This window comes from Brevibacillus sp. FIR094, assembly GCF_050477165.1.
Classification (GTDB): domain Bacteria; phylum Bacillota; class Bacilli; order Brevibacillales; family Brevibacillaceae; genus Brevibacillus.
The window spans coordinates 18,916-31,936 of the sequence record NZ_JBEAES010000021.1 but is presented as its reverse complement, the minus strand read 5'-3'; the positions used below and the strand labels follow the sequence as shown (position 1 = coordinate 31,936).

Annotated in this window: 14 protein-coding genes; 5 read left to right on the top strand and 9 right to left on the bottom strand. The window is 46.8% G+C overall.

The genetic code is table 11. The features are described 5' to 3' along the window. Positions 1-43: 43 nt before the first annotated feature. Together ACQ5DJ_RS19005 and ACQ5DJ_RS19000 are read right to left on the bottom strand one after the other, a co-directional pair. On the bottom strand, positions 44-550 hold the full coding sequence (locus tag ACQ5DJ_RS19005) for a DUF4446 family protein (protein WP_429843837.1): 507 nt from the start codon (positions 548-550) through the stop codon (positions 44-46). 227 nt (positions 551-777) lie between these two features. After that, the gene (locus tag ACQ5DJ_RS19000) at positions 778-1,377 is read right to left on the bottom strand and encodes a hypothetical protein (protein ID WP_048033797.1); all 600 of its coding nucleotides are present in this window, start codon (positions 1,375-1,377) and stop codon (positions 778-780) included. A gap of 230 nt (positions 1,378-1,607) precedes the next feature. Here ACQ5DJ_RS19000 and ACQ5DJ_RS18995 point away from each other — a divergent pair, with 230 nt between their 5' ends. Next, positions 1,608-2,264, top strand: a complete 657-nt coding sequence (locus tag ACQ5DJ_RS18995; RefSeq protein ID WP_429843836.1) for a YktB family protein — start codon at positions 1,608-1,610, stop codon at positions 2,262-2,264. A 63-nt stretch (positions 2,265-2,327) separates the two neighbouring features. On the opposite strand, the gene ACQ5DJ_RS18990 is transcribed toward ACQ5DJ_RS18995, so the two are convergent. Then, the gene (locus tag ACQ5DJ_RS18990) at positions 2,328-3,287 is read right to left on the bottom strand and encodes an NAD(P)H-dependent flavin oxidoreductase (RefSeq protein ID WP_429843835.1); all 960 of its coding nucleotides are present in this window, start codon (positions 3,285-3,287) and stop codon (positions 2,328-2,330) included. A gap of 166 nt (positions 3,288-3,453) precedes the next feature. Between ACQ5DJ_RS18990 and ACQ5DJ_RS18985 the strand changes: the two genes are divergently transcribed. Both ACQ5DJ_RS18985 and ACQ5DJ_RS18980 read left to right on the top strand, forming a co-directional pair. After that, positions 3,454-4,926, top strand: coding sequence for an aminotransferase class I/II-fold pyridoxal phosphate-dependent enzyme (locus ACQ5DJ_RS18985; RefSeq protein WP_069849688.1), 1,473 nt, complete (start codon positions 3,454-3,456; stop codon positions 4,924-4,926). A gap of 120 nt (positions 4,927-5,046) precedes the next feature. After that, positions 5,047-6,987, top strand: coding sequence for a dihydroorotate dehydrogenase (locus tag ACQ5DJ_RS18980; protein ID WP_429843834.1), 1,941 nt, complete (start codon positions 5,047-5,049; stop codon positions 6,985-6,987). 69 nt (positions 6,988-7,056) lie between these two features. On the opposite strand, the gene ACQ5DJ_RS18975 is transcribed toward ACQ5DJ_RS18980, so the two are convergent. The 5 genes from ACQ5DJ_RS18975 to ACQ5DJ_RS18955 form a co-directional block, all read right to left on the bottom strand. Then, a complete protein-coding gene (locus tag ACQ5DJ_RS18975) occupies positions 7,057-8,955 on the bottom strand; it encodes a hypothetical protein (protein ID WP_429843833.1) in 1,899 nt (632 codons plus the stop codon). 106 nt (positions 8,956-9,061) lie between these two features. Beyond that, positions 9,062-9,187, bottom strand: coding sequence for a GapA-binding peptide SR1P (locus ACQ5DJ_RS18970; RefSeq protein ID WP_429843832.1), 126 nt, complete (start codon positions 9,185-9,187; stop codon positions 9,062-9,064). A gap of 118 nt (positions 9,188-9,305) precedes the next feature. Further along, positions 9,306-10,103: a lysophospholipase gene (locus tag ACQ5DJ_RS18965; RefSeq protein ID WP_429843831.1), complete on the bottom strand. Its 798-nt coding sequence runs from the start codon at positions 10,101-10,103 to the stop codon at positions 9,306-9,308. A gap of 108 nt (positions 10,104-10,211) precedes the next feature. Further along, a complete protein-coding gene (locus tag ACQ5DJ_RS18960; RefSeq protein WP_015892160.1) occupies positions 10,212-10,511 on the bottom strand; it encodes a DUF3055 domain-containing protein in 300 nt (99 codons plus the stop codon). 77 nt (positions 10,512-10,588) lie between these two features. After that, on the bottom strand, positions 10,589-11,137 hold the full coding sequence (locus ACQ5DJ_RS18955) for a MarR family winged helix-turn-helix transcriptional regulator (protein ID WP_007723208.1): 549 nt from the start codon (positions 11,135-11,137) through the stop codon (positions 10,589-10,591). 180 nt (positions 11,138-11,317) lie between these two features. Between ACQ5DJ_RS18955 and ACQ5DJ_RS18950 the strand changes: the two genes are divergently transcribed. Both ACQ5DJ_RS18950 and ACQ5DJ_RS18945 read left to right on the top strand, forming a co-directional pair. After that, positions 11,318-11,746 carry a DUF1885 family protein gene (locus ACQ5DJ_RS18950; protein WP_429843830.1) on the top strand — a complete coding sequence of 143 codons (429 nt, stop codon included), beginning with the start codon at positions 11,318-11,320 and terminating at the stop codon, positions 11,744-11,746. Between the two features lie 109 nt (positions 11,747-11,855). After that, positions 11,856-12,494, top strand: coding sequence for a glycoside hydrolase family 73 protein (locus ACQ5DJ_RS18945; protein WP_429843829.1), 639 nt, complete (start codon positions 11,856-11,858; stop codon positions 12,492-12,494). A gap of 113 nt (positions 12,495-12,607) precedes the next feature. Here ACQ5DJ_RS18945 and ACQ5DJ_RS18940 read toward each other — a convergent pair whose 3' ends face one another. Further along, complete coding sequence (locus ACQ5DJ_RS18940) at positions 12,608-12,970, bottom strand: DUF4912 domain-containing protein (protein ID WP_007723202.1); 363 nt, start codon at positions 12,968-12,970, stop codon at positions 12,608-12,610. Between the last annotated feature and the right edge of the window lie 51 nt (positions 12,971-13,021).

Here is a 13,021-nt window from a genome sequence, read left to right as displayed (position 1 = left end):
GATTCATTCATATGCTTGCTGTTTCATTGAAATTCAGAGGGACCTATATCCCTATGGTTGAGGTCATCGCTTTTTTGATCGCAGCCTGTTCTTCTTCAGACAAATGGTAGCTCGATGTCCCTTGCTCAAGCGGCTTGGCGTACACGCGAGATTCTTCTCGTCCAAAAATGCTGGTGATCACGACACCGTTCCCAGCGTCATCTGTTACCGCCAGCGAAAAGCTAAGATCACTGCCGACATCCCCGAAGGCATTGTAACGGATAATCGCTACTTTGCCGCATTGCGCTGCCATTCGTTGTGACAGACGATTGATAGCAAACTGTTGATCGCTATGCTGCTTTTTCATTTCCTCTACCTGATCCAGCAGTCTGTGCAATCCTTCCTCGAGATTGGCTCCTCCCGTCCCTGTCATAATCCGGTTGATTGATTTCCTCAATCGACTAATCCGGACAGACTGCATAATCACGATCCATATCAGGATCAGTGTCAATGCGATGACGGCTAAAAGCAGGATCGCTACATTGGGGATTTGTGATAGGAATGCTTCCAAAACTTTTCTTCCTTTCCGGCGCGTGCGTAAATATGCTGTCAAAAACCTTCTTTATTGTACAACCGCCGGGCCTTCCATTCAAACAAGTCTTTCATAAAAACAACAATTACTAATTACGCGACTTTCACACCAAAAAAAGCGACACCCTCATTTGTTTGAGATGTCGCTTTTTCATTCTGTATTGGTTTGTGTCAAACTCATCGTCCTTTGGCTATCCTCCAGTCTGCCTACGCTTCCAAAAGCAACATTTCCCGACGGAGCTGTTTTAATCGCTCTGTGGACTGCTTCATTTGACTTTGGTCCTTGGCTTGCATCGCGTCATACAACGTCGCCAGTTCATAATCCAACTCCAGACGCAGCACCGGGATGCGTTCTTCCGAGTCACGTCGTTTCATCGCGGCAATTACCTGATCCATCGTTACATTGCAAAATTTTTCATAGATCACTTTTTTCTCAGCTCCTTTTAATTCCACTATTCTGATAACTTCTCCGTACTGGATTTGCTTCAGCAAGACGCACTCTTCAAAAGTGACCTTGATCATGGCATGCCCTTTTGCCCTCTCTACGAAGTGGTACAGTACGAGTGCTACCCTAGAATCATTGACAGGAATGCCTGCAATGTGCAGCTTATAGGACCCGTTTAAACGCTGCATTTTCCAGTCGGATCGGCCATCTGTGGTGTTCACGAGGAGGTGAAACTGCTCGGGAGATTCTTTCCACGTGACGCTCACCCCTGCTTCCACCAGGGCCTGCACCATCGCGTGCAATGTTTTGCGGTCAAACCAAACTGCCAAATGAAAATACTCCAACTCCATGCCGAGATTCATCTTCTACAGGCCCCTCCCGTTGACAGAATACTCAGATATCAATTTAGCCGCAAGGGAGTGAGTGGTATATCATATTATTCAGGCTTCGGTTTTGCTATTCATAAAACTCGGCATGTATTTTTTTCCTGGATGGTATGATATCATATGAGAATTCCAAGCTCCCTTGACGGGGACGATCGCCCTTTTCTTTCCAGCGGGGTTCGATGATGCTTAAAAGAGGTGTTTGTTACATGCTAACGTTTCCAGGCTTTCGTCAAGAAGATTTTGATGTTTTTGCCATTGATGGACTGGATGCTCGGATGGACGCGATCAAAACCAATATCCGTCCCAAATTCGAAGTACTCAGCCAACACTTTGCGCCTTTTCTCTCCGTAGCAACTGGGGATGAAATGTTTACGCACATAGCAAAGCATGCACGCCGTACGGTGAACCCACCAGCAGATACGTGGGTTGCCTGGGCTAATGATAAACGCGGTTACAAGAAACATCCGCACTTTCAAATCGGCTTGTGGGGAACACATTTGTTCGTTTGGTACGCGGTAATTTACGAGTCTCCTTCCAAAGAGATCATCAGTCATGCGTTTAACAAGCGTCTAGAGGAAGTCATCGCGATGGTTCCGGAGCATTTTCACTGGTCCCCAGACCATATGCAACCAGCAAGCACTTCTCAAAAGGAACTGGGCACGGCTGGCGTGAAAAAGTTAGTGGACAGGCTTGCACAGGTAAAAAAAGCGGAGTTGCTCTGTGGAATTACCATTGACCGTCATGATCCAATCCTAACAGACGGCGAAGCATTGATGAGTCGTCTCGAAGAAACATTTGGCGTGTTGAGTAAGCTCTATACATTAGGAAATTCTCGTGGACAGACCGCCTCCCGCTTTCTTTAGTTAAGTTATATGCAAAAGAACAGGTCCGCTTTCATTTGAAAAACGCAGGCCTGTTCTTTTGTTTTAGGAAAAAGACCGCAGTCGATCCAACGACTTGTTCACATCGCCAAACATGCGGTCAAACAATTGTTGGACGCTTGGTACATCATCAATCAATCCAATAACCTGACCTGCCCAACCAAAACCACGCTGGCTGTCGCCCTCATAAATAAATGTGCAATTGTTCTCTCCACTGATGAAGCTTTTTAACTGCTCGTAGCCTGCCCCTTCTTTTTCCAATTCGAGAATATGATCAGAGCCTGGCGTACGAACTACCCTCGCAGGTGTTCCCAGTGTGCGCTTGATAACGGCGGTATCGTGCTCCGTTCCAGTAACCAACGCATCTTTGTAGGCAGAATGCGCATGGACACATTCTTGTGTCGCAATAAATCTCGTCCCCATCTCCACACCTTCTGCACCAAGTGAAAGCGCTGCCAAAATCCCACGGCCATCGCCGATGCCACCGCTAGCCAATACCGGAATTTTCACGGAATCCACCACACGCGGAATTAAAACAAACGTTCCGATATCATCTCGTCCCAGGTGACCCCCACCTTCTTGACCAACAGCCATGACAGCATCCGCGCCAATCGATTCTGCTTTTTGTGCTTGGCGGGCAGACGCTACCAATACCAGCTTTTTGATGGGATGACCATCGAGTCTGCGCAGCAGCGGCTCTGGATTGCCTCCTGTTACCGAAACAGCTGCCACTCCTTCTTCTATCGCCACATCCAGCATGTCTTCATACGGCCGACCGTGTTGACCAATTGCATAATTCACACCAAATGGTTTATCAGTCAATGCACGGACCTTGCGAATCTCCTCCCGCAGTGCTTCAGCCGATGATAAGGACATAGCCGTGATTTGACCGAGCCCCCCGGCATTAGACACAGCCGCTGCCAAGTCTGCGTAAGCCAAATAAGCCAAGCCACCTTGAACTACCGGATATGTAATTTGAAGTAGCTCCGTTACTCTCGTTTTCATCCATTTATCACCTCGTGTAAATGACCTTCTCGGCTTACAGGCCAAACTCCTGCCACGACTCGTAAACATGAATAAAAATTCGCTTGCTTTCCCCCCCTATTTTGCTATACTCAATTTGTTTGTTTTTCCCCTTATTATTCTTGATTAGTAAAGTGAGGCGATCGTAGTGAGACAAATGAAAACTCCTTTGTTCAGCGGGTTGTTGGAGCACGCCAACCGGAACCCGATTCAATTTCACATTCCGGGCCATAAGAAGGGTATGGGTATGCATCCGGCATTTCGCGAGTTCATCGGGGACAACGCTCTTTCGATAGACCTCATCAACATTGCGCCATTGGATGACTTGCATCACCCAAAGGCAATGATTAAAGAAGCACAAGATTTGGCAGCCGAGGCATTCGGCGCTGACCATACATTTTTTTCCGTGCAAGGTACAAGCGGAGCCATCATGGCGATGATTATGGCGACATGCAGTCCTGGCGACAAAATTATCGTACCGCGTAACGTACACAAATCGATTATGTCGGCGGTTATTTTCGCTGGAGCAATCCCAATCTTTATTCACCCTGCAATGGACGAGCGTCTAGGTATTTCACACGGAATCACCGTGAAGGCCGTGCAAAAAGCACTGGAAGCCCATCCTGATGCTGCTGCCCTGTTGGTGATTAACCCAACGTACTTCGGTATTGCAGGTGACCTGCGTGAAATCGTACGTGCTGCACATAACTATGAAATTCCTGTATTGGTAGACGAAGCTCATGGTGTGCATATTCATTTTCATGAGGAACTGCCGATTTCGGCCATGCAAGCAGGTGCCGACATGGCAGCAACCAGCGTACACAAGCTGGGTGGCTCTTTGACCCAAACATCGATCTTGAATGTACGGGAAGGCCTCGTTGATGTCGATCGGGTGAAAACGGTCATGAGTATGCTCACGACGACTTCGACTTCTTACATCTTCCTCGCTTCGTTGGACATGGCGCGTCAGCATTTGGCCCTCAACGGGAAAATGCTCGCGGATCAAGCGATGGAATTGGCAGCAAAAGCACGCGATATGATTAACGAAATCCCACGCATCTACTGCGTTGGCAAGGAGATTCTTGGAAAGCCTGCTACTTTTGCGATGGACCCAACCAAGCTCCTCATCCACGTACGCGATCTCGGAATCACTGGATGGGAAGTCGAGAACTGGCTGCGTGACAAATACAACATTGAAGTAGAGATGAGCGATTTGTACAACATCCTCTGCTTCGTTACTGCGGGAGATACGGAAGAATCCATCCGTACCCTGGTAAATGGCTTGCGTGATCTGTCTGTTGAATTTTCGCACGTACAAGCAGAAGAGAAGCCTACCATCTCACTGCCGAATATCCCTGTGCTGTCCACCACCCCTCGAGAAGCATTCTATGCAGAAACAGAGACGATTCCGTTGGCGGAAGCAGCAGGTCGAGTCATCACTGAGTTCATCATGGTGTATCCTCCAGGCATCCCAATCTTCCTTCCTGGGGAGGTAATCACCGAGGAAAATATCGCGTACATTCAGGAAAACATCCGCGTCGGGTTACCCGTACAAGGTCCTGAAGATGAGACACTGAAAACGATCAAGGTCGTAAAAAGACAAACCGCCATTTCTGGCTAAGTGATCCGAACCAAAAAACGGCTGCCTCTTTCACGAGAGAGCAGCTTTTTTTATTTTTTATACAAACATTTTGAGATAAGATGAAAATGGGAAAAATCAGGAAAGGTGGGCGTTGCTGCCATGCCAGACTGGTCGTATCAAACGATGTTTCGACCACTTCTCTTTCTCATGCCACCCGAACGGGCCCGGTCTATTACCTTGCAGTCAATCGGCACTTTGGCAAAAATTCCGGGTGGTCCGCTCATCATCGAATGGATGGGACATATGGAGCCTCCCTCGCAGCTCTCCAAAACAGTTGGTTCAGTCACATTCCCTACTCCAGTTGGGTTGGGTGCCGGATTGGACCCGGAATGTATCGCCATTCAGGCGCTGTCCAAGTTCGGCTTCGGGTTTCTAGAGCTGGGGCCCGTGTCCAAAGAACCGATTGATTCTGACTGCCCCATTCAACGTGATATGGCTACGATGGATATCCACTATTCCAGTCCATTGGTAAATAATGGTATATATACCCTCGAGAGGCGCCTGGAAGGGGCATCTGGCATCGAAATCCCTATCGGAGTCAGATTGGCTTGCCGACCAGAAGCCAGCCTGAGAGAAGCCACAGAAGAGCTTCAGGAGCTCATCGACAGATTGGAGCGTTTTTGTTCGTTTTTCACAATAGATTCGCGGGCGAATATTAGACAGCCAGAATGGAGCCATACTGCGTGGAAGGAACATTTCTCCTCTTTGCGTAACAAGACGGATATGCCACTCTTGCTGGCGATCTCACCGAGCCTTACAGAAGCGGAAGCACTCCCGATTCTTACCTCGGCAAAAGAAGCAGGACTCAACGGCATCGTTATCGCTGGAGGCACGATTCAGGAAAATTCACCTTGCACGAACCACTCTGTTTACATCACGGGGAGGAGTTCACACGAGCAAGCCGTCAAATTTGTCTCCTGGGCACGGGAACAGTGGTCAGATGCCCTAATTATTGGATCAGGCGGCATTCTGGAGCCACAAAATGCTCTGACTCTTTTGGCAGCAGGTGCCAATTTTGTGCAGTTGCACAGTGGCTTGGTCTATTCTGGCCCTGGCTTGCCAAAACGAATTAACGAAGCCATCTTGCAAACACAACCAGACACTGACCCTCCTCAAGAAAACCGACCTGCTTTTTTATTTCCTTCTTGGATATGGGGAATCTTGTTGGGCGTGGGCATGATTATCGGTGGGGCACTTGCTTGGCTGGTCGCCGCAACAACCGTCGTCCTCCCCTACGATGAACGCTTTCTCGGGATGTCAGCCGACCAGCTTACACTCTTAAATGCGCAAATCCTCTCTTTTATGTCACACGATCGAATTAGTCTGGCAGGAACGATGATATCCATAGGAATTTTGTATAGCCAACTGGCTTACCATGGCCTGCGCAAAGACATTCACTGGACGCGGACCATCTTGCTCATCTCCGGTACTGTTGGATTTTCCAGCTTCTTTTTATTTATTGGATACGGGTACTTCGATTACTTGCACGCGATTTTAGCGCTCGTGTTGTTCCCCATGTTTTTGCTCGCATTACGAACACCTGGAAAGGTTCATTTGACTCGCCTACCTCCTCAGCTTCACAACGATCAGGATTGGCGAATGGCTCTATGGGGACAATTGCTCTTTGTCATCATCGGATTTGGTTTGACAGGGGCTGGTATCATCATTTCGATCATCGGCGTCACAGGTGTCTTCGTTCCTTCCGACCTCGTCTTTCTCTGTGTGTCTGCTGATACCTTGCAGTCTTACAATGAACGATTAATTCCGGTGATTGCTCATGACCGTGCTGGCTTTGGAGGTGCATTAGTTTCGAATGGCCTGGCCGTCTTGCTAATAAGCCTTTGGGGTATCAGGCGAGGAGAAGCGTGGATTTGGTGGACATTGTTTTTAGCAGGCATTCCAGGCTTTATTTCTGGCATAGGCATACATTTTACTGTTGGCTATGTTGATTTTATTCATCTCTTGCCTGCTTATGTCGCAGTTATTGTATTTCTCGTAGCACTCGTCCTTTTGAAGCCGTATTTATGCCGGACATCATAAAAGAAAACAGACGAAAGAATTCCTTTCGTCTGTTTTTCTCTCATGGAGCCTGACTCTCTTTATTCAGAATCAGTCCTCGTCTTTTTCATCATCGTCGTCTTCGTCATCATCACCCGAAGCGAAAGCCAACGTGTAAACGTACGGATCTTTGTCGCGATCATCTACCCAGACAATGCGATTTCCACCCATGCGCGGGTTTTTGATTTCCGCATCATCATCCCACTCAATATCGCTAAATGACCCCTCTTCGAAATCATACAGCTCAAAGTAGAACTGTTTGCCTTTCCCGGACAGACGATTGTCTTCGAACAAAATCATATTACGTGAAGCCTGTGGATTTTTCTGGTCGCCTTCCGTATAGCGCAGCAACGGATTGACTTTTTGACGGTCGAGGTTGTAATAATACAAATCCCAACCCGTTTTGGAATTGCCAGTATCTTCGCTCCAAACCACGAAATTATCGCCAAGCTCTGCTTTCTCGACTTTTACGTTACTACGAATTTCTCTCTCTTTATCACCTTCGATATCGTAGAGAACGATCGTTGCTTTCTTTTTACCTTCTTCGACTACCCAGGTTGCATAGTCTTGATAAATATCAACGCTCAACGGTTCACTTTTCAGCCTTGATACCTCCGTATGCTTACCAGTGGACAGATTTGTGATGATCACTTCTGCTCTGCGATCGACATTGACCCACAATAGGCGCTCTCCGTCGATTTCATAGAACTTCTCACTCGGCTTTTGATCATCATCTTCGTTTGTAATCTGCGTTTGGACGCCTTTACGAATATCGTAGGAGAAGAGTGCGTCTTCTCGCTGATCATACCAGACAACATAACGGGAACTTACGACAGGGCGAGCCGCATCGTGATCTGGGTCGCTGATGGATTTGCTCGTTCCTTTTTCCATATCGTAAAGAACGATGGAATTGTTATTCTTAGACTTTGATGCATAAGCGACATAACGATCGTGACCACTTGGATCAATAGGATCGCCTCCTACACTCCCCAGTGGAACTTGCTTTTTCTCGTCCAGATCATACAGGTGAAGCTGGAGCCTTTTATTACTGTCCTTTTTGGCATACAAAACATAGTCGCCATAAATTCTCGGCCCTACATTTCCATAAAGGTTGGAGTCAAGTTTCTTTTTGGACGATTTATCGACGGTACGGTACATCAGATTATTATCTTCAGCATACACATAATCGTCTTTGTACAAATGTACATATTCTTTGTCACTCGAACCGTTGGTCAATTCTTTATTTCTGCCATTACTGATGGTATGTACGTAGATTTGATTATAGGAGCGATTCTCGTACAAAATTTTATTCGAGGAAAGAGTAGGACGCCCTTGATCGCCTTTTTGGACGACAGCCGCCTTTTCTTCCCTCTTCTTGATATCGTAATAGTAAATATCGCCGTTGCCATCACGATCATCTTCCCATGCGACATATGCATCGCTTACCACTGGGTTGGTTGCTTTTCCACTCGCAGATACGATCTCTGTATCTCCTGTAGAAATTTTGTGCAGATAAACATCCCCGTTATCTGTCCAGACAACATTTTTATCCCCTATCTCCACTCCACTGACAGATGCTGACCCGTCTGACAACCGGGTTTCTTTTTGCTTCGAAATGTCATACAAGTAGACGTCCGAACCTCCGTCACGGGAATCAATCCACACGACATACTCACCATCGACTTTTGGATTCGTCTTTTCAGATTCCTTGTCGCCAATTTGAGTTTGCGTACCTTTATCGAGATTGTAAAGGGTTACGGCTTCTTCCCCTTCAACCATCCACACGGCATATTTTTTGGAAATGTCATAACCGGCTCCGGAAATTTCAGGCTTGCTTGCGTCGATTTTTTCTTCATCACCAATACTGTAGGCAAGCGCCGGTGTCCCGCTCCACAGAGATGTGACCAAAAGTGCAGCGGCCAGCATTCCCTGCATCGGTTTTCGCTTCATGAAACAATTCCTCCTTTTACAACGATTTTCACACTTCTCCATTATCCTTCATAAGGAAAAGGTTGTCAAAAAAAACAGGCCTCAACATAGGCCTGTTGACTATATTTTATTCTTTTTCCTGTCTGTCACCAGGTCGGCACTCACAGTTGCACACCGCATAAAGCGTTTTCACTGAATTACATTCAAAATGCTCGATGATGGTTCCGCAAGTCTGACATACGATAGTTCCCATCTATGTCCCCTCCGCATTCAATTGATTCACATATTACCATAAATGTTATGTTACATTCATCTTAATATGCCATGTCATTCGGAGTCAAGATGCATTTGTTGATAATTAGTATGTCACATTAAAACGAAATATTGTCATTCAACCAGTTCCCGATTTTTTGTAAGACTTCTTCCTTTTCAGGTTCATTCAAAATTTCGTGCCGCAAGCCCGCGAATCGTTCAAACGTATATCTGCCTGGAAGGCCCCCTGTAAACTTCTCCACTGCATCCGCATCAACCAATGTATCAGCACCTGCCTGCAAAACAAGGACAGGATGCTTGATTCGATTTCTTTCCTCCCACGCCTTCTCCATAGAGCGGTTCAATTCCGTGAACCATCTGACACTTACCTTTGAATAATTGAGCGGATCGTTCTGATAAGCAGCCTGAACAGCTTCGTCACGCGACACCATATCGGGAGTGATTCCATTAGGCATGACAAGTGTTGGCCAGACCCCGTCGAGAAACTGTGCCAATTGCTCCTTCCACGCCGGTACAGTCAGTTTCAGTTTCAAGCATGGAGATGTGAGAATTAACCCTGCCAACTCTTTACTCCGCTCATCCGTCTGAATAAAGCGAGTCGCGATGAGCCCCCCCAAACTATGCCCCATTAAAAATACAGGCTTCTCTCCCGACGCATCGGCAAGAGCGGTACTCGTCCACTCCCGTACACGGGACAAATAGTCTTCGAATGATTGAATATGCCCCCGTCTCCCAGGAGAGCGCCCCCATCCCGGCAAATCTTCCGCATATACGTCCCAGCCTGCCTGATTGAAATGAGCCGCTACATGCTCATAGCGCCCATGATGCTCTCCCGTTCCATGGACGAGAACAATCGCTCCCCGAGAATCTTTGGCCGACCATTTATGTACACCCATTCCCACTGTTCCTCCTACTGCTTGATTTCTTTCGATTATACTAAAAAACGGAAGGCCGTATTTTACAGAAAAACCAAAACGAGCAGAAGATAAACTTCTGCTCGTTACCTAATACTGATTTTCTTCAAATGGAATGGATGGTAAATGCTCTTGGAAAAACTCAGCAAGCGCGACTGCCTCGTTCTCTGAATCCAACCTGAAAATTTTTTGCAGGTATCCTGGATTCACCGCATCTTCAGAACTGAGAAGAGTCGATTGCCCTGTTTGCATACAGATCACCAACGGCTTCCCATAAAACTTGTGTGTAAATACCATGCCAAAGTCGTAGCGTGTTCCCTCTGAAATAAACCCAAGGAAACGTACATTAGCATTCTCCGAAACGTCGTATAAGTGGTCGTAGTGCTCCATCAGCAATCCCTCCTCAACAGTATTTTGCCTCCGAATTTCGTGAAATATTCGGATTATTCATTAGTATAAGCGAAAAATCACGTTTTTGCCACCCAAACAGCATCATTTACCAGACGCGTCGGATTAATAACCCTGTCTTCCCCTTCTTGAATCCATCTTACTTTTTCTGCACCATGCAACGATTGCGCGACAAAGGAGAGACATTCAAAGAACAGTTCAACTACTGCTGTACTGTATCGTTCCTCCATTTTCTCCAATGCATACGTCAATCTAAAAATATCTGGTACACTTCTTCGACTGGCTTCTAAAACTTCTTTTCCTTTTTCAGTCGGGTATACGTGAACCACACGCCCATCCAACTCCGACTTTTCGATGGTCACCATGCCTTTCTCCATTAATTTTTTGATATGAATGACAATCGATGAGGGATGCCAGAAGGTCCAATCTGCAATTTGCGTGACGCGTACACCTTCATAACAGTAGATGATCCAGAGAATGTTTAACTGTACGGAGGAATCCAATTCGGCTTCCTTCGCTGCCCGCTCCCAGTCTTCTTTGTTCACCACATCGATGGCGCGCATGGTGTTTAAAGCTTCGAATACGTGTCTAATTGAGGCCTCCTGCATGCGTATATTCCTCCATGATCCTTTATCGTTCATCTAACGGCATATAAATATGATATATATTTTACACTTTTCAGAAAAAACGCGCAATTGTTTTCGGTCGCCAACTGCCTCATTGCCAAAGAGTGGAAGACAATGCTACACTTAACGCACAGAATACCGGTACTAGGAGTGAGTGCAGTCGTGAAACTTCAATCGGCCTACATCTATTTCGTTGATGGTTCTACCGCAGCATCTGTAAGTATTGACGACGTGAAAGCCAAGTTTACGCGATACGTTGACATGACCTCAAAAACAGGAAAGCAGTTGGGCTGGACCTATGCTGACGCCGCTTTCCCTTACAACCTAGAAGAACGCCCTGAAGGAAAGGACGCGTGGTTCCTTCTCAAAGGAAAAGACCCAAACATGTACAAAGCTATCGTTGTTGGAGTCGGGAGCAAAAATGAAAACGGTTCCGAAAAGCACTACATACAGGTGTCCCTCCCTGAATCGGCCACGCATGGCGATAAAAACAAGGCAAATGAGTACTGTCGATACTTGGCACGTGATTATAAAGCAGAGCTCCATCTCTTCAACAATCGCGTTCAATACTTCCAACCTCGAAAGCCATAAAGGCAAACGGAAAAACAGTCGAGAAATATCGACTGTTTTTTCATGTTCAGGCCTATTCCCCTTGACCTCTTTCTTTCATACGAATAACAGAGAGGAAAGGGGTGAGCTTATGGAAGCGCAAGCATTTATTCAGCTGGTTGCTGACCACGCTAGAAAATCTTATCTGAACCATCGTATATTTCCCTCCATTATCATAGCGCAAGCCATACTCGAGTCAGGTTGGGGTGACAAAGTACCTGTTGACCCTGCCACTGGGACATCCTCGTACAACCTCTTTGGAATAAAGGGAACGGGACCTGCCGGATCTGTCACCATCGAAAGCAAAGAGGTGGAAAATGGGAAAACGGTCACACGTACTTCCCAGTTCCGTGCCTATGAAAATTACCAGCAATCCATGGAAGACCATGCCCAGTTTTTAAGTAAACCGGCATACAAAGACGTGCTGGCAGCCACGACTCCCGCACAAGCAGCACAAGCATTAGAAGAAGCCGGCTACGCTACCGATCCTGCGTACGCTGAAAAGCTGACGCGCCTCATTCAGACGTACAACTTGTCTCAGTACGATCAATTCACCTCAGAAGGGCCTCAAACGTTTCCTCCCTGGAAATTGGAGCTTGGCAATCGCGCAATACAGGAGGGCTTGCTGACTTCACCTGAATGGCTAAATAAGTTAGACGAACCAATGCCAGTATGGGCTGTTTTAGCGGTTGCCCTCCGACTGCTGGACAAACAGCGAGAGAAACCATGAATCCATGAATAAAAATCAAAAGCCCCATTGCCACAAGTAAATCTCGTGGATAATGGGGCTGTTTCGTATAAAAATGCAGTTGCCTCAGTCGTAACGTTGCTTGAGCACGTTGATCAAATCATTTGAGACCGGGACAGCGAATAAAACCTTCCGTCCACCATCCGAATTCCCAGATCGACGCAATATTCCAATCCTTGCGTCACTCCGTACAAAATCCATTCGGAAGACCGGTGGTTGATATCAAAATCAGTGTAAAGGTCAGTGCCATCATTTCGGATCTCTTTGCGGTACGTCACATCAAAAAGGCGTAGGACAAAAGGCAATTCAGCAAACGGAATAGCAAACTTTCGTTCTATTTCTTGCTCGAACTCCTTCGTCATGCTCCACTCTGCCTGAATGGATTGCTCATCTTTCCAGGCAATGCGTATACTCGGGCCTTCTACATCCGTGGACGATCGCGGGGGATTTGTCTCCATTCGCTCCCATCGTTCCTTTCTTTCATGTACTTGCTATCACCAAGTATATTG

Coding starts and splice junctions, on each gene's coding strand:
- ACQ5DJ_RS18975 (WP_429843833.1), bottom strand. CDS start 8,955: ATGAAGCGAAAACCGATGCAGGGAATGCTGGCCGCTGCACTTTTGGTC.
- ACQ5DJ_RS18990 (WP_429843835.1), bottom strand. CDS start 3,287: ATGAAAACGAGAGTAACGGAGCTACTTCAAATTACATATCCGGTAGTT.
- ACQ5DJ_RS18995 (WP_429843836.1), top strand. CDS start 1,608: ATGCTAACGTTTCCAGGCTTTCGTCAAGAAGATTTTGATGTTTTTGCC.
- ACQ5DJ_RS18965 (WP_429843831.1), bottom strand. CDS start 10,103: ATGGGTGTACATAAATGGTCGGCCAAAGATTCTCGGGGAGCGATTGTT.
- ACQ5DJ_RS18980 (WP_429843834.1), top strand. CDS start 5,047: ATGCCAGACTGGTCGTATCAAACGATGTTTCGACCACTTCTCTTTCTC.
- ACQ5DJ_RS18960 (WP_015892160.1), bottom strand. CDS start 10,511: ATGGAGCACTACGACCACTTATACGACGTTTCGGAGAATGCTAATGTA.
- ACQ5DJ_RS18970 (WP_429843832.1), bottom strand. CDS start 9,187: ATGGGAACTATCGTATGTCAGACTTGCGGAACCATCATCGAGCATTTT.
- ACQ5DJ_RS19000 (WP_048033797.1), bottom strand. CDS start 1,377: ATGAATCTCGGCATGGAGTTGGAGTATTTTCATTTGGCAGTTTGGTTT.
- ACQ5DJ_RS18955 (WP_007723208.1), bottom strand. CDS start 11,137: ATGCAGGAGGCCTCAATTAGACACGTATTCGAAGCTTTAAACACCATG.
- ACQ5DJ_RS18945 (WP_429843829.1), top strand. CDS start 11,856: ATGGAAGCGCAAGCATTTATTCAGCTGGTTGCTGACCACGCTAGAAAA.
- ACQ5DJ_RS18940 (WP_007723202.1), bottom strand. CDS start 12,970: ATGGAGACAAATCCCCCGCGATCGTCCACGGATGTAGAAGGCCCGAGT.